Below are 25,489 nucleotides of genomic sequence, written 5' to 3'. Positions count from 1 at the left end.
CATGAGCATCGCTCTCTCCACCACGCTGACCGGCACCGACTTCGACACCGTCGTCCAGCGCACCCGCGACGCCCTCGCCGACCAGGGCTTCGGGGTCCTCACCGAGATCGACATGCAGGCCACCCTGAAGGCCAAGCTCGGCGAGGACATGGAGCGCTACCTCATCCTCGGCGCCTGCAACCCGCCGCTGGCCCACCGCGCCGTCGGCATCATGCGGACCATCGGACTGCTGTTGCCCTGCAACGTCGTCGTCCGTGAAGACCCCGACCGCGACGGCGCGATCGTCGTCGACGCCATGAATCCCGACGTCATGGTCCAGGCCACCGGAGAACCGGCGCTCGGCGACGTCGCCCGCGACGCCGGCGAGAGGCTGCGCGCAGCGATCGCCGCCCTCGGTGCCACCGGAGACGGGCTCGCCTGATGCCCCCTGGGGTACGATGCGTACCAGGAGAACTCTCGAACAGGAGCACGCCATGATCGGCGACGAGGACAGCATCGCACTCATTCTGAACCGGCTTCGCCGCGCCAACGGCCAACTCGCGGGCGTCATTTCGATGATCGAGAACGGCCGTGACTGCAAGGACGTCGTCACTCAACTGGCGGCGGTGTCGCGTGCTCTCGACAAGGCCGGGTTCAAGATCGTCGCCACCGGGCTCCGCGAATGCCTGACCGGAGAGGGCGCGGACAAGGAGCCCATGACGGAAGCCGAGTTGGAGAAACTGTTCCTCGCTCTCGCGTGACACCCGCCGACGTGGGTGAGCACGGCGTGGTCGGCGTCGGGCAGAACCGCGGCGCGGACGTCGGCCGGTGGGTCGACCTGCTCGGGCGCGGGAACGAACAGCGTTGCCGCACCACGCGATTCGAGAAACAGGTCGCGGTCGTAGAGGCCGCCGGGGGCGATCGCGGAGGGTCCAGGGCCGACCGCCGCGAGCTGCGTGGTCAGGGCCGCCGCGAACCACGTGTCGATGTCCGCGAGGTCGATGGTGTCGGTCACGGCCCACACCGTCAGCGCGGGATCGTGCCGGACCGACACGGATGCGGCGGGGGTCACCGTGCTGCGATCGAGACCTGGATGGCCGAGGCCGTCAGTGGCAGCCCGTTCACCTACACCGCCAAGTTCACCGGCGCGACCGCGACCGACACCGGCGTGGAGGTCCGTCAGCACCTGGAGGGTGACTTCCCCGGCGGAGTCGTCGACCTGCACTACCGGTTCCGGATGGACGGCGCGCTGATCGGGCGAGTGGTGATCGAGCCGTGACCCGGGTCAGCCGGGGAGCAGTCGCTCACGGAAGAAGGCCAGGACCTGGTCGAGCGCCTCTCGGGTCGGCTCACCGGGGCGGTCGATCAGGCCCTCGGTCAGTACCGAGTGCGGCGGACCGGGAGCGTCGGGGTTCGCCGCCGCGTCGGGTAGCTCGACGGCCGTGAACGCGTCCCCGAGTCTCTCCTTCAGCCACGCGAAGCGTCCCGACGGGCTCATCCGATCGCCCTGGAAGCGCAGACCGAGGACGCGGAGGTCGCCGCGGGCGCAGCGGCTCTCGACGGTCCGCAGGTCGTCCGTGTTCACGTCGATGGACCGGATCCGGCTCGGCGTGACCGCGAACGGCAGCGACGGCTGGGACAGCACGGGCGCGATCAGACGATCGTCGGCGGCCATGGCCAACGCGAACCCACCGGTGAAGCACATGCCGATCGCGCCGACACCCGGTCCGCCGCAGCGCTCGTGCTCCTTGGCGGCCAGTGCGCGCAGCCAGGTCACGATCGGCGACGACCTACCCGTCGCGAGCACGGTGAACTCACTGCTGATGCAGGCGGGGACCATTGCCCGCACGGCGGAGGCAGCGAAGCCGGCTGCCGGCACGCGACTCGCTCGGGGATCGTGACCGTCCCGCCCGAACAGGTGCGGCACCACCGCGGTGCAGCCGAGGGCGGCCACCGCGCGGGCGAAATCCGCCACCCGTGGGGTGATGCCGGGCATCTCGGACATCACGACGACGGCGGGGCCGGTCCCGAGCCGGTACACCGGCGCCGATCGGCCGTGCGCCGTGAACTCGATTCGGTCGAAATCGGTCAGTGCATCGTTCCCCGGTGGCCGCATGGCGTCATCATGCCCCTCGTGGGCGATCGGCGAACCTCGCACCGCGAGACCACTCGTGCCATCGTGATCTGCACCGAGACTCGGGAGGTGACGCGGTGGGGCCGTTCGTGGTGGTCGGACTGTGTGTCGGACTGGCCTGTCTTCTCGTCTCACGCAGTCTCGCCGCGCGTCGGATCTCCGCGCCGCTGATCGTGGTCGTCGCCGGCATGATCGTCGCCCCGCTGACGGGCGTGGACCTGACCGAACTGATCGACGCTCCGGCCACGGAGAAGGTGGTCGAGCTGGTCCTGGCGCTGTTGCTGTTCGTCGACGCCACCGAGGTCCGCGGCGGACTCTTCGGCGGCGAGCGGTCCGCTTCGGTGCGGCTCCTCGCCCTGGCCCTGCCCGGTTCGATGGCGCTCGCCCTCGGTCTGGGCGCCGTGCTGTTCACGGATCTGCCGCTGGCGGTGCTGGCGGTGATCGCCTGCGTGGTGGTCCCCACCGACCTCTCCCCCGCCTCGACTCTGCTGCGCGACCACCGAATTCCGCTCCGCGTCCGGCGGTTGCTCAACGTCGAGAGCGGATACAACGACGGCATCGTCGCGCCGATCTTCGTGATCGCGCTGGCGCTGATCGACGACGACGGCCCGCACGAGAGCACCGCCGAGGCCGTGCTGCACGGGATCCAGGCCTCGGTGGTGGCGGGCGGGGTCGGCGCCGTCGTCGGCTACGGCGGGGCGCGCGCCATCCGATTCGTCGTCGATCGCGGCCTCGCCGACCCGCGCGGCGTTCGTCTCGCCGTCGTGCTGCTGGTGTTCCTGTCCTACACCGGCGCCACGGTGTTGTCCGGCAACGGGTTCGTGGCCGCGTTCGTCGCCGGCATCGTGTTCCACGCGTCTCGTACGGCCGGACGAACCGTGGACACCACGGAACTGGCGATGGTCGAGGACCTGGCGGTGCTCAGCAGTACCGCCATGTGGTTCGTCTTCGGTGCCACGGTGTCGTATCTGATCGGGGTCGGGCTGCCCGGCTGGGAGATCGTGGTGTTCGTCGCGGCGGCGCTCACGGTGGTGCGCATCCTGCCGACCCGGCTGGCCCTGCTCGGCAGCGACTTCGCCCGGCGAGATCGGAGCGCCGTGGCGATGCTCGGCCCCCGCGGCTCGGCGTCCATCGTCTTCGGACTGCTCGCCTGGAACGAGATGGCCGACCTGGACGACGCCTTCTTCGTTCTGTACGTCATGGCTCTGACGGTGTTGGCCAGCATACTGTTTCACGGTGTCGCCGTCGGTCGCGTCGGCGCCGGATACGTGCGGGCCGGAGTGTCCGCGGAAGGCGGGTCATGACGAGCGAGGTACGAATTCTGCCCGCGACTGCCGCGCGGTTCGACGACGTCGCGGTCATGGTCGGGCCGAAGAACCCGGGCGCGAACGTCTGCTGGTGTCTCAGTCACCGGTTGCCGGCGAAGGTCCACCGCGAGCTGCAGGGCACCGAGCGGCGGGACGCGATGCTCGAGCTGTGCAGCCGGGACGTCGCGCCGGGTGTCCTCGCCTACGTCGGCGACGAGGTGGTCGGGTGGGCCGCGGTCGCGCCGCGTGCCGAGCTCCCGGTGGCCCGCTCGCGCAAGATCCCTCCGGTGGACGACCTTCCGGTGTGGTCGATCATCTGCGTCAGGGTGCGCCCCGGACACCGTGGGCAGGGTGTGTCGCACGCGCTGGTCGGCGGCGCCGCCGAGTACGCGCGGACGAACGGGGCCCCGGCCGTCGAGGCCTATCCCGTCGACAATCGGGGTGAGAAGGTCGACCTCACGATGGCGTTCGTCGGCGTGCGGTCGGTGTTCGAGGCCGCCGGATTCGAGATGGTCGCCACCACCGATGCCGTGGCCGGCGGGTTCCCGCGCGTCGTCGTGCGCCGGACCTTCGCGTGACGACGGCGGGGCGCGCGCCGCAGACGCTGGGTCTCGCGGCGGTGCTGCTGACGGTCATGGTGGGCACCACCATGCCCACCGCGCTGTACACGCACTACGAACGTGAGTTCGGCTTCTCGATCCTCACCGTGACCGTCGTCTACGCCGTGTACGCGGTGGGGGTGATCGCTGCGCTCGTCGCCTTCGGCACCTGGTCCGACGTCCTCGGCCGCCGCCCGGTGCTCGGGCTCGGTCTGGCGTTCGCCGCGGTGAGCGACGTGGTGTTCCTCCTCGCCGACGGCACCACGGTCCTGCTGATCGCTCGGGTGGTCTCCGGCCTGTCGGCGGGGGTGTTCGTCGGCACGGCCTCGGTCGCCGTCATCGAGATGGCGCAGGGCCGGTGGTCCGCACGGGCACCGCTGCTGGCCAGTCTGGCGACCATCGGCGGTCTGGGCACCGGGCCCGTGCTCGCGGCCGTCCTGGTCACGGTGGCGCCGTCTCCGCTGCGGACGACCTACGTGGTGCACCTGGTCCTCGTCGCCGCCGCGGCCCTGATCGTCGCCGTGGTGCCGGAGACCCGGCCGCGGCGCCCCGGCCGCCTCCGCCCCCTCTCCCCCGCGGTCCCCGAGACCGTGCGCGACTTCTTCGTGCGGGCCGCGATCCTCGGCTTCGCGGGATTCGCGGTGATGGGTCTGTTCACGGCCCTCGCCCCGACGATCGCCGCGCAGGTGGCCGGCGTCGAGTCCGTGCTCGGCCAGTCCGGACTCGTGGTGACGGTCATGGGCGGGTCGCTGGTCGGCCAACTCCTCGGTCGGCGACTGTCCGAGCGGGGCGCCGACGCGGGTGCCGTGGGGGCGATGCTCGCGGGCATGGTCCTGCTGGTCGCAGCCCTGCTGACCGGGTGGTGGCCGGTGCTCGCCGCGGCCGGTCTGACCGGCGGCGCGGGCCAGGGCATCGCCTTCGCACGCGGACTCGCGGGCATCGCCACGGGAGCGCCGGCGGACCGCAAGGCATCGACGACGTCGGCGTACTTCGTCGTCACCTATGTCGCCATCAGCGTGCCCGTCGTCGCCGAGGGCGTCCTGACGCGCGCGGTGGGCGTGACGACGGCGGGCATCGTCTTCGCCGCGGTGGTGGCCGCGCTCGTCGCCGTCGCGGGTGCGCTCGCCCTCCGGGCGCACCGTCGGGTGGCCGCGTGAGCGCCCGAGACCGGGTGGTGCGGGCGACGTGGGAGGTCATCGAGCGCGGAGGGTTCGAGGCCGTGACCATCGCCGCCGTGGCGCAGGTGGCCGGGGTGTCTCGCCAGACCGTCTACGCGCACTTCGGGTCGCGCGAGGAGATGGTGTCGCAGTCTCTCGAGGAACTGGCGCTCGAGGTGTTCGGGCGGTTGCGGGCGGGCGGGGCCTCGGCCGTCTCGCCGCGGGACTTCGTGATCGATCTGCTGGTCACGGGCCGCCGCGCGGTGCGAGATCACCCGGTGCTCGCGACCCTGCTCCGGCTCGATTCGGCGAATCCCATACTGGGCGACGCTGTCGTGGACGAGGCCTTCCCCGTGCTCCTCCCGCTGCTCGCCCCGCTCCGCGAGATCGACCCGGCGATCGACGACGAGGCCCTCGACGACATCGCGCTGCTGGTGGTGCGACTGGGGCTGTCGGTGGTGATCTTCGACGACGCTCGGACGCGGGACGACGACGCCTTGCGCACGTTCCTGCGTCGCACCCTGCCTCGGTCGATGCGGGGCGATCCGGAACCCCCGTGACGCTTGACACTTCCGGCTGAAAGTGTCTAACTGATCACCGCCGGTGACACCAGGGGGGGGAATTCCGACGATGACGGTGACCAGACGTGCGTTCGTGACGGGGGCGGTGGGTGCTCTCGGAGCGGCCGTGACCGGCACGGTGGTGGGGACGACCGCGACCGCGTCGCCACGCGGAACGGCCGGCCCGCGGCGGGTCGCCCTCACGCGTGAGGACCATCGGGTGCTGATCATCGGGTCCGGATTCGGCGGCGGCGTCGCCTCGTTGCGGTTCGCCGAGGCGGGCGTGCCGGTGACGGTCCTCGAACGCGGTCGGCGCTGGCCCAGTGGTCCGAACTCGACGACGTTCCCGTCCGCGACGGCTCCCGACGAGCGTCTTCTCTGGTACGGCTCGGGTACCAACCTCTTCGGCCGCCCCCTCGACGTCGGTCGGTACGCCGGCCTCGTCGAGGCGGTCCCCGGAGAGAACATGACCGTGCTCTGTCCGGCCGGCGTCGGCGGCGGCTCGCTCGTGTACCAGGGCATGACGCTCCAACCGGCGAAGGACGTCTTCCTCACCCAGTTCCCCGAGGAGCTGGACTGGGATCTGATGAACCGCGTCCACTACCCGCGGGTGGCTCGCATGCTCGGCCTCGAGGTGGCGCCGGACGCACTGATCGAGTCGCCGACCTACGCCGCTCCGCGGGCGTTCGCCGCCAACGCCCGCCGGGCCGGGCAACCGGTGTCGAAGATCCCGATGCCGATCGACTGGCAGTTCGCCCTCGACGAGCTCGCCGGGAAGATGCGCCCGTCCTACACCAACGGCGACGGGGCGATGGGCGTCAACAACGGCGGCAAGCATTCCGTGGACGTCACCTACCTCGCCGCGGCGGAGGCCACGGGGTTCGTCGACGTCCGCAGCCTGCATCACGTCACCGACGTCGAGCGCGCCACCGACGGCCGGTGGACGGTGTACGTCGAGCGCATCGACGAGCGCGGCACCGTCCTGGAGAACCTGATCCTCACCGCGGGCACGCTGGTCATGGCGGCCGGCACCATGAACACCACCCGCCTGCTGATGCGCGCCGCGGCAGCCGGGCGCATCCCCGATCTGCCCGACGCGCTCGGCCGGGGTTGGGGGTCGAACGCCGACCGCATCTACGCCTGGTCCACCGCCGAGCACGATTTCGGACCGGTCCAGGGCGGGCCGGTGGTCTACGGCAGCCTCGACTGGTCGAACCCCCGCACGGCGTCGACGGTCATCCAGGCGTCCATGCCGCAACTCGGGATCAACGAGCACACGACGGTGCTCGTCGGATACGGCGTCAGCGACGCCCGCGGCCACTTCGTCTACGACGCCGCGAAGGACGACGCGATCCTGCGGTGGCCGTACGAGGGCGACGCCGCGATCCAGACCTCCACCATCGGCCCCCGCGTGCAGGCGATCGCCGGGCCGGGAAGCGTGCTGATCGACACCAACGCCGCGTTCCCGTCCACCTGGCATCCCCTGGGCGGCGCGTCGATGAACGCCGTGTGCGACCTCGACGGGCGTGTGCTCGGACAGCGAGGCCTCTTCGTTCTCGACGGCGCGCTGATTCCCGGCAACTGCGCCGCCTGCAACCCGTCCATGACCATCGCCGCCGTGGCGGAGCGCGCCATGGACTCCATCATCGCCCGCGACGTCGGCACCGTCGTCTGACACGAGAGGTCACCATGACACGTTCGATCCGAGGAACGGTCGGCGCGATCGCCGTCGCCCTGATCGCGGCCACGCTGCCGGTGCTCACGGCGCCCACCGCGGCCGCCGCACCGGACTTCTACACACCCCCGGCGCAGTTCGACACCACGCCCGGAGCGATCGTGCGCACCGAGCCGATGCCGGTCTACCTGGCCGCACCGGCACCCGGCGATCCCTACCCGGTCACCGGCACCCGCGTCATGTACACCTCGCGGACCGAGGCGGGCGATCCCGTCGCCGTGACCGGCACGTACCTCGACGCCGGTGGTCCCTGGACCGGTGCGGGGCCGCGCCCGACGATCGTGGTGGCCCCGGGCACCATCGGGCAGGGCGATCAGTGCGCCCCGTCGCGCGCGTTCACCACCGGACTGAACGCGGCGCTGTCACCGCCGTCGCTGTCCGCCAACCAGGAGCTGGTGTCGTCGACGCTCTGGCGGGCGATGGGGGCACGGGTCTTCGTCACGGACTACATCGGCCTCGGCACGCCGGGCCTGCACACCTACGTCAACCGGCTCGAGCAGGCCCATGCGGTGCTCGACGCGGCCCGGGCCGCCAACTCCCTCGCGGGCGACCCCGCGGCGCCCGTCGGATTCTGGGGCTACTCGCAGGGTGGCGGCGCCACCGCGGCCGCCGCGGAACTGGCCGCGCAGTACGCACCGGAGCTCAACGTCAAGGGAACGTGGGCCGGTGCCCCCACCGCCGACCTGCTCGAGGTGCTCGGGACCGTCGACGGCACCCTCATCGGCGGCGTGATCGGGTACGCGCTGAACGGCTTCGTCGAGCGTCACCCGGAGCTGCAGGCCCGGGTCGACGAGCGCACCACCGAGACCGGCAAGCGCCTGCTCGCCGAGGTGTCCACGGAGTGCATCGCGGACACGATCCTGCGACACCCCTTCCTGCGCACCGACACCCTGACCCGCGACGGCCGACCGCTGCTCGAGAACCTGGGCACCATTCCGGAGGCGGGACCGATCCTGGCGCAGCAGCGCATCGGCAGCCTGCGTCCGTCGGCACCAGTCTTCGTCACCAGCGGACGCAACGACGACACGGTCCCCTACGGCCAGGCGCGTCGTCTCGCCGAGGACTGGTGCGGACGCGGCGGCGCGGTGACGTTCCTGACCGACGAGATCCCGCCGATCCTGACCGGTGCGGTCCTGCCGAATCACTTCGGGCCCCAGCTGATCGACGGCTACGGGGGCGCGGCGGCGCGGTACATGATGGACCGATTCGCCGACGTTCCCGTGAACGGGTGCTCCGGGCTCTGACGGTCACCCGGATCGGACGGATCGGTCATTGCCCGCCCCCGCGGGCGCGCCTAGTGTCGGCGTTCATGACCATCGACGAGACGTCCATCCCCACCGATCGGGACCGAGTCGAGGACGCGGTCCGGCGGGCCCGTCACGCCGCGCGGTGGTGGGGCGGCCTGAGCCACGACGACCGCAAGGACTGGTTGCTCGAGTTCAAGTCCGTCGTCGCCCGGAACTCGGCGTCGTTGGTCGACGTGGTCCGTGAGGAGACGGGCAAGCCGGCCGACGACGCCCTGCTCGAGGTGATGCTCGCCGTCGAGCATCTGACGTGGGCGGCGAAGAACGCCCGCCGCGTGCTCCGGGAACGATCGGTCCTGCCCGGCCTGGTCAGCGCCAACCAGGCGGCGTCGGTGCGCTACGAACCGATGGGCGTGGTCGGAGTCATCGGCCCGTGGAACTACCCCGTCTACACCCCGATGGGGTCCATCGCCTACTCGATGGCCGCCGGCAACGCGGTGGTGTTCAAGCCGAGCGAGCTGACCCCCCGGACCGGCGCCTGGCTCGCCGACACCTGGGACTCCCTGTCGGCGCCCCACCCGGTGCTGCAGACCGTGGTGGGTGATGGTGCGGTCGGCGCGCACCTGGCCCGCGCCGGCGTCGACAAGGTCGCGTTCACCGGCTCGACGGCCACCGCCAAGAAGGTCATGGCGACCTGTGCCGAGTCGCTGACGCCGATCGTGGTCGAGGGTGGCGGCAAGGACGCGCTCATCGTCGACGAGGGTGCCGATCTCGACGCCGCCGCCGAGTTCGCCGCCTTCGGAGCCATGGGCAACGCCGGACAGACGTGCGCCGGAGTCGAACGCGTCTACGTCGTGGACGCGCTCGCCGACCGGTTCGTCGACAAGCTCGTCGCGCGCGTGACGAACCTGCGGGTCGGCGACGCCGCCGACGCGCAGTACGGCCGCATGACCCTCCCCCGTCAGGTCGACGTGGTGCGGTCGCAGGTCGAGGACGCGCTCGCCCGCGGCGGTCGGGCCGTCGTCGGCGGTCCCGAGTCGGTTCGCCCGCCCTACGTCGATCCGGTGGTGCTGCTCGACGTTCCCGAGGACAGCGAGGCCCAGGTCGAGGAGACGTTCGGCCCGACCGTCGTCGTCAACCGCGTCCGTGACCTCGACGAGGCGATCGACCGGGCGAACACCTCGAAGTACGGCCTCGGCGCCTCGGTGTTCACCGGATCCGACGCGGCCGGGCGACGCGCGGCGGATCGGCTCCGGGTGGGCGTGGTGAGCATCAACTCGGTGCTCGGATTCGCGGCCATCGGTGCCCTGCCGTTCGGCGGGGTCGGCGACTCCGGCTTCGGGCGCATCCACGGCGCGGACGGACTGCGAGAGTTCTCGCGCGTCAAATCCGTCACCCGCCAGCGGTTCTCGGCACCGCTCAACCTGGTCACCATGACGCGCAAGCGACGCGACGTCGCGGTCGCCCGCTTCCTGCTCACCAAGATTCACGGTCGGCGCCGGCGATGACCGCGACGCTCCCGCAGCGGGGCCGCGGGCGATACGGCTGGCTCGAGGCGATCGACCGGCTCGATCCCGTCGCCGACGCGCAGGCGATCCATCGCATCACCGCCGGGTACGAGTTTCCCTGGGACTACCAGCGATCGCTCGAGTTCGCGCTGTTCCGCACCTACTGCGTCCCCAGCATCTCCGCGTTGCTCGCGCGCACCGGCGAGTTCGAGAAGCGTCCGCAGAAGCGGTACGACGACACGTCGCTGCTCATGTCGGAACTGGTCGAACACGGATACGACTCCGAGCGTGGGCGAGCGTCGCTGCGAACGGTCAATCGCCTCCACGCGCAGTACGACATCGACCGCGACGACATGCTCTACGTCCTGTCGACGTTCGCCTTCGACCCCCTCGACTGGATCGACCGCTACGGCTGGCGCCGACTCCATCCCCACGAACGACGCGCCGCGGTCGAGTTCTACCGCGCCGTCGGAACGCGGATGGGAATCGCCGACGTCCCCGAGTCCGTGGCCGAGTTCCATGCCTTCCGAATGGAGTACGAGCACGACCGATTCGGCTTCGCGCCGGACAACCGTCGCATCGGGACCTACACCCGCGAGCTGCTCGCCTCCTGGTACCCGGCGGTGTCGCGCCCGGCGATCCGCGGCGTCGTGCACGCGATGATCGACGACGACATGCGCCGCGCGTTCGGCTTCCCCACTGCGGCGCCGGGTGCGCGCCGGGTCGCCGAGGCGGGCCTGCGAGCGCGAGCTCGTGCGGTTCGTCATCTTCCGCCCCGGCGGACGTCCCGCATCGCGCGGGACCCGCGCAATCGCACCTACCCGGGCTATCCCGTCGGGTACCACCCCTCGGACCTGGGCCCGGGCCGACTCTGACGACGGGTCAGCGAAGCCGCTCGGCGTCGCGGGCCATCTCCACCATGCGGGCCGACAGCACGGCGAGTTCGTCGGCGTCGGCGCCCTCGGCCACGGCCGTGGCGACGTCCTCGGCCGCGCAGCGCACCCCGAACGCGCGGTCGGCCAGCGCCTCGGCCTCGGCGGCGGTCAACAGGACGGCGTCGTCGGGCACCGTCGTGCCGCGCACGGAGGTGCGCTGTTCGTAGGCTCGCTGTCGGCAGGACCGGCGGCAGTAGCGGCGTCGACGTCCCGTCCCGGACTCGTCGACCGGGCGTCCGCACCACACGCACGTTCCGGGACGCCGTCTGCCGATCACGAACGTCGACGATACCGGGGTAGGATGGTGCGTTCGTGCGGGAACGTTTCCGGATCCCGGTGCGTTGATTCCAGAGCACGCAGGACGACAGAGAGGACTCTTATGGCAGACCGCGTACTTCGAGGTAGTCGGCTCGGAGCGGTGAGCTACGAGACCGATCGCGACCACGACCTCGCGCCTCGTCGCATGGCTCGGTACAAGACGGACAACGGTGAGATCTTCGACGTGCCGTTCGCGGACGACGCGGAGCTGCCGGGCACGTGGATGTGCCGCAACGGTATGGAGGGCACTCTCGTCGAGGGCACCGCGCCGGAGGCCAAGAAGGTCAAGCCCCCGCGCACCCACTGGGACATGCTGCTCGAGCGCCGTTCCGTCGAGGAGTTGGACGAGCTGCTCAAGGAGCGGCTGGACCTGCTCAAGGCAAAACGACGCGGAGCCGGCGTCTAGGACACAGCGACGCGGAGCCGGCGTCTGGTTTCGTTCGACCCCACCTCGGGCCCCGACACCTCACCGGTGTCGGGGCCCGAGGTGTTCGTCGAGCACCGGCACGACCACGTCGAGCGCGCGATCCGTGGTGAGGTGCGCGTGCGCGCACGGAATCGGATGGTCCTGCACCGTCCCCCGGACGAACGGCTCCCAGGCGGCGGCGCGGCGACGGGTGTCGTGCGCGTTGACCTCGTCGGCGGTGGCGGAGAAGAAGAGCACGTCGGCCTCGACCGGCGTCGGCCGGTAGCGGTGGGCCAGCGTGCTGCCGTGCACGTACCCGCGATGGAGACGCTCGACGACGTCGGCGGTCAGCGCCGCGGCCCCGTCGCCCGCCGCGCGGGCCAGGTCGGCGGCGTCCGCGGGCGTCGGATCGAGGCCCTCGGGCAGTGGAGTTCCCGTGACCTCCTCGATCAGGTCGCGCAGTGTGGGCACCCGGTCGAGGTACTCGGCCGTGAGCGTGTAGCTGTCGAGCATCGCCAGGGTCGCGACCCGCTCGCCGCGCCGCTCGAGCTCCGCGGTCATGGCGTGCGCGATCAGTCCGCCGAGGGACCACCCGAGCAGGTGGTACGGACCCGTCGGGTGCTCTGCCTGCAGCCGGTCGACGTAGTCACGCGCCAGATCCTCGATCGAGTCGAACTCGGACCGTTCGCCGGCCAGCGTCGGAGTCTGGAGCCCCAGAACGGAACGGTCGCCACCGAGACGCCGCGCGAGACCGTGATAGGTCCAGGCCAGGCCGAACGCCGGGTGCACGCACACCAGCGGCGCGACGTCGTCGCGGCCGGCTCGGAGCGTCACCAGCGGCGCCAGGAGATCGGTGTTCCCGGCGGTCGGCTCCTCGAGGGCGGAGGCCAGCTCGGCCGGGGTCGAGGTTCCGAACAGCAGGCTCACCGGCACGGTTCGGCCCAGCCGTTCCCCCAACTCGTGAGCCGCGCGCACGCCCACGAGGGACGTGCCGCCGAGGGTGAAGAAGTCGTCGTCCCGGCCCACCCGGTCGACCGCCAGCACCTCGGCGAACACCGCGCAGACCAGGTCCTCGGTGTGGGTCAGTGGGGCCCGGTAGACCGTGTCGGCGAGGGGTGCGGGCGCCGGGAGGGCCCGGCGATCCAGCTTGCCGGTGGGCGTGAGCGGCACGGTGTCCAGCAGCGTCACCGACGTCGGCACCATGTACGACGGCAACCGCCGCGTCAGATGGCGACGCAGCGCGGTGCCGTCCACCGCCGACCCCGACCGGACGAGGACGTACGACGCGAGTGTGGTCGGTCCTGCGTCGTCGCCGTCGGCCACACCGAGGGTCACGGCGAACTCGACGTCGTCGTGCGCCTCGAGGGCGGCGTCGATCTCGCCGAGCTCGACGCGGAATCCGCGCACCTTGACCTGGTGATCGGATCGGCCCACGTAGCTCAACACGGGGCCGTCGTCGGTGCGACGCCACCGCACCAGGTCGCCCGTGCGGTACATCCGCTCCCCCGGCTTGCCGTGCGGCGCGGCGACGAAGCGCGCCGCCGTCAGGCCGCTGCGCCCGAGGTACCCACGCGCGAGCGCGTCACCGGTGAGGTGGAGTTCGCCCACCACGCCGTACGGCACGGGCTCGAGCTGCCGGTCCAGCACGACGGCGGCGACGCCGCGGACGGGTGATCCGATGCCGATGGGTGCACCCGGGGTGAGGGCGTCGGACATCACGGTGACGATGGTGGTCTCGGTGGGACCGTAGGCGTTGTGCAGGTTCCGGCCCGGGGCCCAGCGCGCCACCAGGTCCGGGGAGCAGGCGTCGCCGCCCACGACGAGATGCGTGAGCGCGGTCGCCGCGGCCGGATCGGCGGTGGTCAGCGCCGCCGGGGTGACGAAGGCGTGGGTCACCCGTTCCCGGCCGAGGAACTCCGCGAGCTCCCGGCCGCCCACGACGGTCGTGGGTGCGATCACCATCGTGGCGCCGGCGCCGAGCGCGAACAGCAGGTCGAGCACGGCCGCGTCGAAACTGACCGACGAGAAGTGCAGGACGCGGGAGGCGCTCGTGACGTCCAGTCGGTCGGTGAGCTCGGCGGCGAAGGTCGACACCCCGGCGTGGGTGACGACGACGCCCTTGGGCGTTCCGGTCGATCCGGAGGTGTAGATGACGTAGGCGGGATGGGCGAGCTCGGCCCGCGGAAGCGCGCCCGGGGCGAGCGGCCCGGATGCGAGCGTCTCGTCGTCGAGCAGCAGCCAGACCGTCTCGGTCCCGTCCACGGCCAGTGCCGCGCGGTGATCGGCCGTGGTCAGGCCGAGGGTCGGCCGTGCGTCGGTGAGCATGTGCCGGATGCGATCCGCCGGATAGGCCGGATCGACCGGCAGGAACCCCGCTCCCGCGCGCACGATCGCGAGCACGGCCACCACGGAGTCCAGGGAGCGCGGAATGCCGACGGCGACCAGGGTGCCCGGGCCCACTCCCTGCGCGACGAGTCGACGAGCCCACCGGTCGGTGAGGGCGTCGAGCTCGCGGTAGGTGAGCGCGCGGCCGAGGTGTTCGAGGGCGATGCCGTCGGGCGAGAGTCGGACGGCGTCGTCGAGGACGGCGGCCAACGTCCGCGGCGCGTCCGCGTGACGTGCGCCGACGGGGACCAGCGCGGCGCGTTCGTCGGGCGTGAGCAGGTCGATCGCGCCGACCGCCGTCGTGGGCCGGGTGGCGAGGGTGCGCAGCACGGTGCCGAGCCGGTCGAGCAGCGTCCGCGCGGTCGCCTCGTCGAAGAGATCGGTGGCGTAGTCGAGCCCGAGGGTGAGCCCGGCGGGCTCGCCGGCGTCGGTGCGGTGCTCGGTCACGGTGACCTGCAGGTCGAACTTGGCCACCGCGACGTCGATCTCGGCCACCCGGGCATCGACGACGGCGCCGCCTGCACCCATGCGGGCTCGGGTGGGGACGTCGTCCCGCACCGTGAGCATCACCTGGAAGATCGGGTGACGCGCGGCGGACCGGGCGGGCGCGATCGCGTCCACCACCTGCTCGAACGGCACGTCGGGCCGAGCGAACGCCTCGACGTCGGCCGTGCGCACGGCCCGCAGGGCCTCCTGCAGCGGTGATCGCGGATCGATCCGGGTGCGCAGCGCGAGGGTGCCGACGAACATGCCCACGAGCCGGTCGATCGCCTCGTGCCCACGTCCGGCGACCGCGGTGCCGACCACGGTGTCGAACCGCCCGTCGAGGCGCCCGAGGGTCACGGCGAGGGCCGTGTGCAGAGCCATGAAGAGGGTGGCTCCCTCCTCGGCGGCCACCTCGCGGAGACGACGGTGCAGATCGTCGTCCAGGTGCGCGTCGACGGTGCCGCCGCGGTACGACGGCGTGGCGGGACGCGGTCGGTCCGTGGGAATGCCGAGAGTGTCCGGGGCGCCGGCCAGAGTCTCGGTCCACCAGGCCAGCTGCGTGGTCAGGAGCGACGACGGGTCGTCGAGGGAGCCGAGCCGCGCCTGCGTCCACAGCGTGTGGTCGACGTACTGGATCTCGAGCGGCGGCAGCTCGGGTGCGCGGCCCGCGGACCGCGCGTCGTACGCACCGGTGAGATCGGCGGCCAGCGGCCCGAGCGACCACCCGTCGGCGGCGATGTGGTGCATCACGAGCACCAGTACGTGGGCGGTGGGGTCGAGGCGCAGCAGCGTGGCGCGCAGCGGTGGATCGACGGTGACGTCGAAGCCCGTCCCGGCCGCGGCGAGGGCGGCGGAGTGCACCTCGTCCTCGGCGACGTCGCGGATGGCGAGAGGCACGTCGACCGCGGGCAGGATCACCTGCTCCGGACCGTCGGACGCTGCCGGGTAGACCGTGCGCAGCACCTCGTGCCGCGTCACCACGTCACCGAGCGCAGCCTGCAGAGCGGCCACGTCGAGCGGCCCGTCGAGACGTACCACCACGGGCACGTTGTAGAGGGGCGACGACGGATCGACCCGGTTGAGGAACCACTGCCGTGTCTGCGCCGGGCTGAGCGGCAACCGGTCGGGTCGCGCGATGCTGCCCGGTGCGGGGGTGTCGTCGGCGGTGAGGGTGTCCACGTGCGCAGCGAGCGTGCGCACGCCCGGGTGCTCGAACAGGGCGCGGACGGGAACCGTTCGGCCCGTTCGTGATCCGATGCGCGAGGCGACCTGCGTGGCCAGCAGCGAGTTGCCGCCGAGGGCGAAGAAGTCGTCGTCGCGGCCGATCGGCCCGCACCCGTCGCCGAGCACGCTCGCCACCACGTCGGCGACGATGCGCTCGGTCGGCGTCGCCGGGGCCTCGACGACCCGGTCCGCGCGGGCCGGGGCAGTCGGGGCGGGCAGTGCGCAGAGGTCGAGCTTGCCGACCGGGGTGAGCGGTACGGCCGTCAGGGTGGTGACCGTGGCCGGGACCAGATGCGCCGGGAGCGTGCGGGCGAGATCGGCGAGGACCGCGTCCGGGTCCATCGTGGCCGCGGCCGCGGGGACGACCCACGAGGCGAGAGCGGGAATGCCGGTCTCGTCGACGTGGACCGCGGTGTAGGCGAAGGACACGTCGTCGCGCGCCGTGAGGACCGCGTCGATCTCCCCCGGCTCGATGCGGAAGCCGCGCAGCTTGACCTGCGTGTCGGTGCGTCCGACGTACTCGAGCCGTCCGTCGGTGGTCCACCGGACGAGGTCGCCGGTGCGGTACATCCGCTCCCCCGCGCCCCGTGGATCGGCCACGAACCGGCCCGCGGTCAGCGCCGCCCGGCGCAGGTAACCTCGCGCGAGCCCGGGCCCGGCCAGGTACAGCTCGCCCGTCGTGCCGTCCGGGACCGGGTGCAGACGTACGTCGAGGACCGCGGCTCGTGCCCCGGGAATCGGCGTGCCCACGGTGACGAGACGGTCCACCTCCAGGACGTCCGTCGTTGCGACCACCGTCGTCTCGGTCGGTCCGTAGCCGTTGACCATCAGACGGCCCGGCGCCCAGCGTCGGACGAGGTCCGGGCCCGCGGCCTCGCCGCCGACGACGACCGTCCGCAGGTCGGGCAGAGCCGTCGCCGACACGTCCTCGTCGACCGTCGCCAGGGCGGCCGGGGTGACGAACGCGTGGCTCACGCGTTCCCGACGCATCAGGTCGGCCAGCTCGCGCCCGCCGAACACGTCGGGCGGCGAGATCACCAGCGTGGCGCCGGATCCCACGGCCATGAGCAGTTCCAGCACGGACGCGTCGAAGCTCGGTGACGCGACGTGCAACACCCGCGCGTCGGCGTCGACGGCGAACCGCGCGCGTTCGGCGTCGGCGAACGCCGACAGTCCGGCATGGGTGACCGAGACACCCTTGGGCACACCCGTCGACCCGGACGTGTAGATCACGTACGCCACGTGGTCCGCCCGCAGCGTGCGTCGACGGTCGGCGTCGGTGACGGGGAGATCGAGCGTGTCGGTCGGGTCGTGCTCCACGTCCAGCCAGCACACGTCCGCGAGGTCGTCGTCGGGCCGATGGTCCGCCGCGGTGAGGCCCAGCCGGGCACCGCTGTCGGTGAGCATGTGGCGGACGCGGTCCGCGGGATAGCGCGGGTCCACGGGAACCCACGCGGCCCCGGTCTTCGTCACCGCGAGGACCGCGGCGATCGCCGCGAGCGAGCGCGGCAGCGCGACGGCGACGACGTCCTCGGGGCCGGCACCGTGCGCGAGCAGGCGCCGGGCCAGCCGAGTGGACCGGCGATCGAGCTCGGCGTACGTCACCCGCTCGCCGGCGGTGCCGACGGCGGCGAGTCGATCGCCGCCGCGGCGCACCGCGGACGCCCACAGGTCCGGGAGCACCACCGGCGCGTCGACCGGTTCGGGGATGCGCGCGTCGAGGCGCGCGCGCTCGTCGGCGGTGAGCAGCGACGCGTCGCCCAGCGCGCGCTCGGGATGCGCCGCGGCGGCCGCGGCGACGGTGAGGAACCGCTCGCCGAGGCGGTCGACGGTCGACTCGTCGTACAGGTCCCGGCTGTAGGTGATGCGGACGGTCCACCCGTCCGGGCCGCCGATCACGGCGACGTCGAGGTCGAACTTGCTGCGGTCGATGTCGATCGGCTCCGCCGACCAGGTGAGGTCCCCCGTCGACACGGTGGTGTCGATGCTCTCGTCCACGGTGAGCACCACCTGGACCAGCGGGTGCCGCCCCGCGACCCGCGGCGGCGACAGGGCGTCGACGACGCGCTCGAACGGCAGCTCGGTGTGGCCGAGGGCATCGAGGTCGACCGTGCGGACGCGCTCCAGCACCCGGGCGAAGCTGTCGCCCGGTTCGATCGGGGTGCGCAGCACCACGGTGCCCACGAACATGCCGACGAGATCGTGCAGCGCGGCGTCGTGGCGCCCGGCGACCGGGGTGCCGATCACGACGTCGGTCGTGTCGGCGAGCCGGCTCAGCACGGAGGCGAGGACGGCGTGCAGCGCCATGAAGCGCGTACCGCCGTGCCGCGCGGCGGCTGCGGTGAGGGCGGCCATCGTGCCCTCGGGCACGGCGAACTCGCGCGAGCCGGCGTGGTGGCCGGGCAGTGCCGGGCGGGGTCGGTCGCCCGGCACGGTGCACTCGTCGGGCAGGCCCGCCAGCGTCGAGGTCCAGAACGCGAGGTCCGCGGCAGCGCGAGACGTCGGGTCGGACTCGTCGCCCAGCATGCGGCGCTGCCACAGCGTGAAGTCCGCGTACTGCACGGGGAGAGGCGGCAGCTCCGGCTCCCGCCCGGCCGCCCGCGCCGTGTACGCCGCGACGAGGTCGCGGGTGAGGGGCCGCATCGACCATCCGTCGGCCGCGATGTGGTGGATCGCGACCCCGAGGACGTGGCGGGTGTCGGACACGCGCAGCAGCACCGCGCGCACCGGGGTGGTCGTGGTGAGGTCGGTGCCGCGGTGCGCCAGCGACCGCAGGGCCTGCGGGACGGCGTCCGCCCGGGTGGCCCCGCGGAGGTCGCGGACGTCGAGTCGGTCGCGCACGTCGTCGATGGGCAGCACCACCTGGTGCGGGCCGTCGTCGGTCTCGGGAAACACGGTGCGCAACGCCTCGTGGCGGTCGAGCACGTCGAGGACCGCGCGCCCCAGTGCGTCCCGGTCCACCGGCCCGTCGATCGTGACCGACAGTGCGATCGTGTACGCGTCGGACGTCGGATCCAGCCGGTTCAGGAACCACAGTCGCTGCTGCGGCAGGGACAGCGGGATCCGAGCCGGGCGCTCCTGCGGGACCAGCGGCACGCGGGCGGGGCCGGCGTCGGTGTCGAGTCGCGTCGCCAGCGCGGCGACGGTATCCATGCGCGCCGCCAGAGCGGCGACGGTCGGATGCTCGAAGATCGTGCGGACGGCGACGTCCCGGCCGAGCGCGTCGGACAGCGTCGCCGCGACCCTGGTCGCGGTGAGGGAGTTGCCTCCGGAGTCGAAGAAGTGATCACGGCGCCCGACCCGCTCGAGGCCGACAGCGTCGGCGAAGGCCGTCGCGACGGTCCGTTCCGTGTCGGTGGCCGGCTCCTCGTGCGGGACGTCGCTCTGCGGGGGCGCGGGCACGGGCAGGGCGCGGCGGTCGAGCTTTCCCGCCGGCGTGAGCGGCAGCGCGTCGAGCCAGACGATCGACGCGGGCACCATGTAGTCCGGCAGCGCGCGGCGGGCGGCCTCGAGAAGTCGCGCGGTCAGCGCGTCGCGGTCCTCGGCGTCGGTCACCGCGTACGTGACCAGCCGCGCGACGTCGCGCCGATCGGCGTCGACCAGCAGGGTGACCGACCACGTCACGGCGCGCTCGGTCTGCAGCACGGCATCGATCTCGGCCAGCTCGACACGATGGCCGCGCACCTTGACCTGGTGATCCGCGCGGCCGAGGAAATGGATGGCACGGGTGTCCGGAGCCGCGGTGATGCCGGAGTTCGTGCGGAGTGCGACGACGTCTCCGGTGCGGTACATCCGAGAACCGGGCGGACCGTCGGGGTCGGCGACGAAGCGTTCCGCGGTCGGCCCCGGGCGGCCCTGGTAGCCGCGGGCGAGGCTCGGTCCCGACAGGTACAGCTCGCCGCGCACTCCCGGCGCGACCGGACGGAGCCGGCGATCGAGTACGCGTGTCTCGACGCCCGTGCGGGTACGGCCGATGGTGACGGGCTCGCCGGGATTCATCGGCTCCGTGCGCGTGACGACGACGGTGGCCTCGGTGGGACCGTAGACGTTGAGCATGGTGCGGCCGGGGGCCCACCGCTCGACCAGCGCGGGCGTGCAGACGTCGCCACCGACGGCGACGAACCGCAGGTCGGGCACACCGTCGGGGTCGACGGTCTCGAGTGCGGCGGGGGTGACCACGGCGTGGGTGACCCGACGGTCGCGGAGCAGCGCCGCGAGGTCGCGGCCGCCGTAGACGTCGGTGGGAGCCGGGACCACCGCGCCGCCCACCGCGAATGCCATCAGCAGTTCCATCAGCGAGACGTCGAAGGACGGCGACGCGAAGTGCAGGGCGCGGATGGTCTCGTCCACCCCGGCGGCCGCTGCGGTGTCGGCGGCGAGATCCGCGATGCCGCGGTGGGACACCACGACGGCCTTGGGGCGGCCGGTCGAGCCGGACGTGAAGATCAGGTAGGCGGCCTGGTCGGGGTGTGGTGCCGGCACGGCGACGGGCGCCGCCGCGAGTGCGTGGTCGGTGCGCGGGTCGAGCCAGTGGACCGTGTCCGGGAGCATCGCGCGCTCGTCGCCGGCCAGTCCGACGACGGCGCCGGTGTCGGCGACCATCGTGGCCAGTCGGTCCGCGGGGTACTTCGGGTCGAGAGGGGTGTAGGCGCCACCGGACTTGGCGACGGCCCACAGGGCGATCAGCGATGCCGCCGAGCGGCCCACGCAGACGGGCACCCGGACCTCGGGTCCGATCCCCCGGTCGACGAGTGCCGCGGCCAGCAGATCCGATCGCCGATCCAGTTCGGCGTAGGTGAGGGTGTGGTCGGCCTCGATCACCGCGTCCCGGTCGGGGAACCGGGCGGCCGTGGCGCGCAGCAACTCCGGCAGCGTGGTCGGCGCGCCACCGGGCGGGCCGACGAGGACCGCGTCGGCCTCGGGCGCCACGTCGGTGGGCAGCCGCAGGTCGACGTCGCCGACACGGACGGTCGGATCGGCCGTGACCTGACGGAGCACCGCGAGGAAACGCTGGGCGAGGTCGGCCGCCGTGGTGTCGTCGAACAGGGCGGTCGCGTACCCGAGGCGAGCCTGGAACCCGCCGCCCGGGCGGTCCACCAACTCGACGGTCAGGTCGAACTTCGCGGTGCCGGTGTCGACCTCGCCGGCGGCGACGGTCAGCCCGGGCAGGGCCACCGCGGCGGGCGCGAGGTTGTCGAAGGAGAGCATGACCTGGAACAGCGGGTGGTGCGCCGACGTCCGGTCGGCCGCGACGGCGTCGACCACCGTGTCGAAGGGCACGTCCGCGTGCGCGAACGCTTCGAGATCGTCGTCGCGGACCGCACGCAGCAGGTCGACGAACGACCGGTCGACGCGCGGTGCGGCGCGCAGCACGAGGGTGTTGACGAACATGCCGACCGCGCCGTCGAGCGCCCGGTCACCGCGCCCGGCCACGGGAGTGCCGACGGCGACGTCGTCGGTGTCGGCGAGCCGGCCGAGCAGTGCCGTGAGTGCGGCGTGGACCACCATGAAGGTGCTCGCCGAGTGCGCGGTGGCGAGAGCCGTGATCGCCGCGCGCAGGTCGGCGTCGAGCTCGAAGGCGTGGACTGCGCCCGCGACGGCGGGGACGGCCTGGCGCGGTCGGTCAGTGGGCAGGTCGAGCACCTCGGGCAGACCGGCGAGTCGGTCCGTCCAGAACGCGGTCTGGGCGGCGAGGACGCTGCCCGGATCGGCGGGGTCACCGAGCACGGCTCGCTGCCACAGCACCGCGTCGGCGTACTGGACCGGCAGCGGCGCGAACGCGGGCGCCTCCCCCGCGGCGCGCGCGGCGTAGGCGAGGGCGACGTCGGCCGCCAGTGGAACGAACGACCACCCGTCCGCCGCGATGTGGTGCAGGACCACCACGAGGACGTGACGGTCGGAGCCGAGTCGGAACAGACGCACACGGATCGGATGGTCGCGGCGCACGTCGAATCCGTGTCCGACGACGTCGGCGACGACCCGGTCGAGGTCGGGCTCGGCGATGTCGATCGGGCCGAGATCCGGCGTCCCCGGCTCCTCGATCACCTGGTGCGGCCCGGTCGGGCCGTCGGGGAAGACGGTCCGCAGACTCTCGTGCCGGTGAACCACGTCCGTCAGCGCCTGCCGCAGCGCCGACAGGTTCAGCTGTCCGGTGAGGTCGAGCGCGAGCGGCATGTTGTAGACGGCCGAGCCGGGATCGAGCCGATTGAGGAACCACAGCCGCTGCTGCGCCGGCGACAGCGGCACGACGTCCGGTCGGGCCACGGCGACCAGCGGCGGTCGGTGGGCCGGGGCGTCCACCGCGGTCAGTCGTTCGGCGAGTCGGGCCACCGTCGGCGCGGTGAACAGGTCGTCGAGACCCACGTGGCGGTCGAGATCGTTCGTGAGTCGCGCGACGACGCGTGTGGCCGAGAGCGAGTTGCCGCCCAGGTCGAAGAAGCTCGTGTGAACGCCGGGAGCCGGGATCTCCAGCACGTCGGCGAGGACGGTCGCGATACGACGCTCGAGGTCGGTGCGCGGGGCGACGTCGTCGGCCGGCGACGGTGCCGTCGGCTCGGGAAGGGCGCGCCGGTCGACCTTGCCGCTGCTGCCCAGCGGGAGGGCGTCCAGCACGGTCACGACATCGGGAACCATGTACGCCGGCACGCGGGCCGCCGCGGTCGCGCGGACGTCGTCGGGAGAGAGGGACGCGGCGCTCGGTCCGGCGACGTATCCGACCAGTCGGGTGTCGCCGCGGTGATCCGGTCGGGCGACGGCCACGGCGTGATCGACGCCGGGGTGGGCGAGCAGGGCGGCCTCGACGTCGCCGAGCTCGATGCGCAGGCCGCGGACCTTGACCTGGAAGTCGGTGCGGCCGAGGTAGTCCAGGTCGCCGTCGCTGCGCCACCGGGCGAGGTCGCCGGTGCGGTAGAGCCGACTCCCGTCGGCGGCGATCGGATCGGCGACGAACCGGTCGGCGGTGAGGTCGGGGCGCCCGACGTAGCCGCGGGCCAGTTGCACGCCGGCGAGGTAGAGCTCCCCTGCCACGCCGACGGGCACCGGGCGCAGCCGCGCGTCGAGCACGTGCACCCGGGTGTTCCACACGGGGCGTCCGATGGGCACGGTGCCGACGTCCCCCGGGCGGAAGCGGCGGTAGGTGACGTCCACGGCTGCCTCGGTGGGGCCGTACAGGTTGTGCAGCGGCACCGCCGTCGCGTCGGTGAAGGCGGCGGCCGTGTCGGCGGGGAGCGCCTCACCGCTGCTGAACACTCGGCGCAGACGGGTGGGGCAGACCCGCGAGTCGCGCATCTCTGCCACGAAGGCGGCCAGCATCGACGGCACGAAGTGCACCGTGGTGACCTCGGCGTCGATCATCGCGGCGAGCAACCGGCGCGGTTCGCGATGCACCCCGGGTTCGGCGATGACCAGCCGGGCGCCGACACGCAGGGGCCAGAAGAATTCCCACACCGACACGTCGAAGGTCGACGGGGTCTTCTGCAGGACCACGTCGTCGTCGGTCAGCGGGTACTCGTGCTGCATCCACTCGAGCCGGTTGGTGATCGCCCGGTGCGTGACGGCGACGCCCTTCGGCCGACCGGTGGAGCCGGAGGTGAACAGGACGTACGCGAGGTCGTCGGGACGGACCGGCGCGGGTGCGGCCGAGGCGTCCGAGTCGGTCACCGCCGCAGCGACGTCGTCCTCGGTCAGCACGCAGCGCGGGCGGGCGGTGTCGAGGACGGAGGCGATGCGTTCGGCGGGCTGCTCGGGATCGAGTGGAAGGTAGGCGGCGCCCGCGTGCAGGACGCCGTACATGCCGAGGACCGACTCGAGCGACCGCGGCATCGACAGCGCGACGACGTCGCCCGGCACGACGCCGCGGCGGCGCAGCGCGGTGCCGACTCGGCCGGCGCGCTCCGCGGTCTCGGCGTAGGTGAGGGTGGTCTCCCCGAAGGTCAGGGCGGGGGCGTCCGGCGTCGCCGCGACGCGACGGGCGAACGCGCTCCACAGGGTGTCGGGCTCGACGGTCGCGGCGGTGTCGTTGAACGTGTGGACGACGGTCTCGAGCTCGTCCGGCAGGAAGACCGGAGTGTCGGTGACGGGGGCCGCGGCGGGCCGATCCAGCAGCGCGGCGAGGAAGGCCAGGAACCGGCGGTGGTGGGCGCCGAGCTCCAGGTCGTCGTAGAGGGCGGGGTTCGCCTCGAGGTCGATGTTCAGTCCCGCCCCGGGGGTGCTGCTGTTGTAGATGGTGAACGCGAGATCCTCGACCGGCCCGCTGGAGAGGTTGTGGAGATGGCCGGTCAGATCCCCGAGCTGCACGCTCCAGTCGAACAGCATGATGTTGACCATCGGGCCGAAGAAGCCGCGCTGGTCGGTGCTGCTGCCGTGGTCGCGGCGGATGTCCTCGTGGCGGTACTTCTGATGTCGGAGCGCGCCGGTGATCTCGAGGGTCACCGCGGCGATCAGCTCGTCGAGTGTCGTGTGGTCCTCGATGCGCAGGCGCAGCGGAACCACGTTGGAGAACATGCCGCCGGAACGGCGCAGTGCGGCCGTCGTGCGGACCGACACCGGCAGGCTCAGGACCACCTCGGCCGATCCCGTGACGCGGTGGAGGTAGGCGGCGATGGCCGCGACGAGCACCGCGGCCTCGGTGCCGTCGACGCGGGCGGCGACCGCGGTGATGGCGTCGGTCACCGAAGTCGCGGCGATGCCGTCCACGCGGCGCCGGGTGGCGGCGGCAGGCGCCGAGCGCGGCACGAGCGAGAAGCGCTCCGGGAGTCCCGCCGTCTTGGCGGCCCAGTACTCGCGGTCGGTCGTGAAGCGCGGCGACCGGCGGTAGGTCTCCTCCGCCCGGTACAGCTCGGCCAGATCGTGCGCGCGCTGCGGCGGCGCGTCGACGCCCGTGGTCGCTGCGGTGTACAGCTGGGCGACCCGGCGCAGGGCGGTCACGGCGCCGAAACCGTCACCGGCGAGATGGTGCATCCGGGTGTACCAGAGCCACCGCTCGTCCTCCACGCGCAGGAGCACGTTGACCGTCAGTGGGTCGCGTTCGACGTCGACGGGGGCGTGCATCTCGTCGCGCATCCAGCGATGCGCCGCCGCCACCGGGTCGGCCTCACCGCGAAGGTCGAGGCGCCGCGTGTGCACCGACTCGGTGTCCACCACCTGATGTGGTCGGCCGTCGATGTCGAGCACGCGGATGCACCCGGATTGGAGCTCCGCTCCGACGGTGGCGGCCACGTCCGCGACGAGGTCGGCGTCCAGCGGACCGGCCACGTCGACGTACTGCGCGACGGTCAGCGGCACCTCGGGGGCGAGCTTCTGCGCGAACCACAACCCGGTCTGGGCGGGGCTCAACGGGAAGGCGCCGGTGTCGGCCGGTCGGTGGTCCGGCGTACCGCCGGTGGACTCGACCGTCGTGGACGACGTCATCGGACATGCTCCGTTCGCTCGTCGAATACGACGAGCGACACACACATCTCACCGAGAATCGGGCAGTGGTTCGCCGGCAGCGCGCGGCGCGGCCGGCGAAGTAC

General features: G+C 72.6%; 15 protein-coding genes. 12 read left to right on the top strand and 3 right to left on the bottom strand.

The genetic code is table 11. The annotated features are described in order from the left end of the window. Position 1: 1 nt before the first annotated feature. The 3 genes from RC2_RS13925 to RC2_RS18710 all read left to right on the top strand — a co-directional run bounded on the left by RC2_RS13925 (position 2) and on the right by RC2_RS18710 (position 1,258). Positions 2-421 (top strand): DUF302 domain-containing protein, encoded by a 420-nt coding sequence (locus tag RC2_RS13925; protein ID WP_068144680.1) that lies wholly within the window; start codon positions 2-4, stop codon positions 419-421. Positions 422-473: 52 nt separating this feature from the next. Beyond that, the gene (locus RC2_RS13920) at positions 474-740 is read left to right on the top strand and encodes a metal-sensitive transcriptional regulator (RefSeq protein WP_068144678.1); all 267 of its coding nucleotides are present in this window, start codon (positions 474-476) and stop codon (positions 738-740) included. A gap of 332 nt (positions 741-1,072) precedes the next feature. Further along, positions 1,073-1,258, top strand: coding sequence for a hypothetical protein (locus RC2_RS18710; RefSeq protein WP_371828665.1), 186 nt, complete (start codon positions 1,073-1,075; stop codon positions 1,256-1,258). Positions 1,259-1,264: 6 nt separating this feature from the next. Here the strand turns inward: RC2_RS18710 and RC2_RS13910 are convergent, their stop codons facing one another. Next, positions 1,265-2,095 (bottom strand): dienelactone hydrolase family protein, encoded by an 831-nt coding sequence (locus tag RC2_RS13910; protein ID WP_068144673.1) that lies wholly within the window; start codon positions 2,093-2,095, stop codon positions 1,265-1,267. A gap of 95 nt (positions 2,096-2,190) precedes the next feature. Between RC2_RS13910 and RC2_RS13905 the strand changes: the two genes are divergently transcribed. From RC2_RS13905 to RC2_RS13870, 8 genes are all read left to right on the top strand, one after another. Continuing rightward, on the top strand, positions 2,191-3,417 hold the full coding sequence (locus RC2_RS13905; RefSeq protein WP_068144670.1) for a cation:proton antiporter domain-containing protein: 1,227 nt from the start codon (positions 2,191-2,193) through the stop codon (positions 3,415-3,417). Further along, a complete protein-coding gene (locus RC2_RS13900; RefSeq protein ID WP_068144668.1) occupies positions 3,414-3,998 on the top strand; it encodes a GNAT family N-acetyltransferase in 585 nt (194 codons plus the stop codon). The genes RC2_RS13905 and RC2_RS13900 overlap by 4 nt, the downstream gene beginning before the upstream one ends. Further along, positions 3,995-5,176 carry an MFS transporter gene (locus tag RC2_RS13895; RefSeq protein WP_245811115.1) on the top strand — a complete coding sequence of 394 codons (1,182 nt, stop codon included), beginning with the start codon at positions 3,995-3,997 and terminating at the stop codon, positions 5,174-5,176. Before RC2_RS13900 ends, RC2_RS13895 begins: the two co-directional genes overlap by 4 nt. Continuing rightward, positions 5,173-5,736: a TetR/AcrR family transcriptional regulator gene (locus tag RC2_RS13890; RefSeq protein WP_068149998.1), complete on the top strand. Its 564-nt coding sequence runs from the start codon at positions 5,173-5,175 to the stop codon at positions 5,734-5,736. Before RC2_RS13895 ends, RC2_RS13890 begins: the two co-directional genes overlap by 4 nt. Positions 5,737-5,806: 70 nt before the next feature. Continuing rightward, the gene (locus RC2_RS13885; protein ID WP_082895595.1) at positions 5,807-7,411 is read left to right on the top strand and encodes a GMC oxidoreductase; all 1,605 of its coding nucleotides are present in this window, start codon (positions 5,807-5,809) and stop codon (positions 7,409-7,411) included. 14 nt (positions 7,412-7,425) lie between these two features. Further along, positions 7,426-8,715 carry a lipase family protein gene (locus tag RC2_RS13880; RefSeq protein ID WP_068150001.1) on the top strand — a complete coding sequence of 430 codons (1,290 nt, stop codon included), beginning with the start codon at positions 7,426-7,428 and terminating at the stop codon, positions 8,713-8,715. A gap of 65 nt (positions 8,716-8,780) precedes the next feature. Further along, positions 8,781-10,223: an aldehyde dehydrogenase family protein gene (locus RC2_RS13875; RefSeq protein ID WP_082895598.1), complete on the top strand. Its 1,443-nt coding sequence runs from the start codon at positions 8,781-8,783 to the stop codon at positions 10,221-10,223. Beyond that, entirely contained in the window at positions 10,220-11,098 is an 879-nt protein-coding gene (locus RC2_RS13870) for an oxygenase MpaB family protein (RefSeq protein WP_082895596.1), read from the top strand. Before RC2_RS13875 ends, RC2_RS13870 begins: the two co-directional genes overlap by 4 nt. Before the next feature lie 7 nt (positions 11,099-11,105). On the opposite strand, the gene RC2_RS13865 is transcribed toward RC2_RS13870, so the two are convergent. Further along, positions 11,106-11,435, bottom strand: a complete 330-nt coding sequence (locus tag RC2_RS13865) for a hypothetical protein (protein WP_072681533.1) — start codon at positions 11,433-11,435, stop codon at positions 11,106-11,108. Positions 11,436-11,537: 102 nt separating this feature from the next. On the opposite strand from RC2_RS13865, the gene RC2_RS13860 reads away from it, so the two are divergent. Continuing rightward, complete coding sequence (locus tag RC2_RS13860; protein WP_068150009.1) at positions 11,538-11,882, top strand: RNA polymerase-binding protein RbpA; 345 nt, start codon at positions 11,538-11,540, stop codon at positions 11,880-11,882. Positions 11,883-11,942: 60 nt separating this feature from the next. Here RC2_RS13860 and RC2_RS13855 read toward each other — a convergent pair whose 3' ends face one another. Continuing rightward, on the bottom strand, positions 11,943-25,385 hold the full coding sequence (locus RC2_RS13855; RefSeq protein WP_082895597.1) for a non-ribosomal peptide synthetase: 13,443 nt from the start codon (positions 25,383-25,385) through the stop codon (positions 11,943-11,945). Positions 25,386-25,489: the final 104 nt, after the last annotated feature.

This window comes from Rhodococcoides corynebacterioides NBRC 14404 (genome assembly GCF_001894765.1).
GTDB classification, from domain to species: Bacteria; Actinomycetota; Actinomycetes; order Mycobacteriales; family Mycobacteriaceae; genus Rhodococcoides; species Rhodococcoides corynebacterioides.
This window is presented reverse-complemented; position numbering and strand designations above follow the sequence as displayed.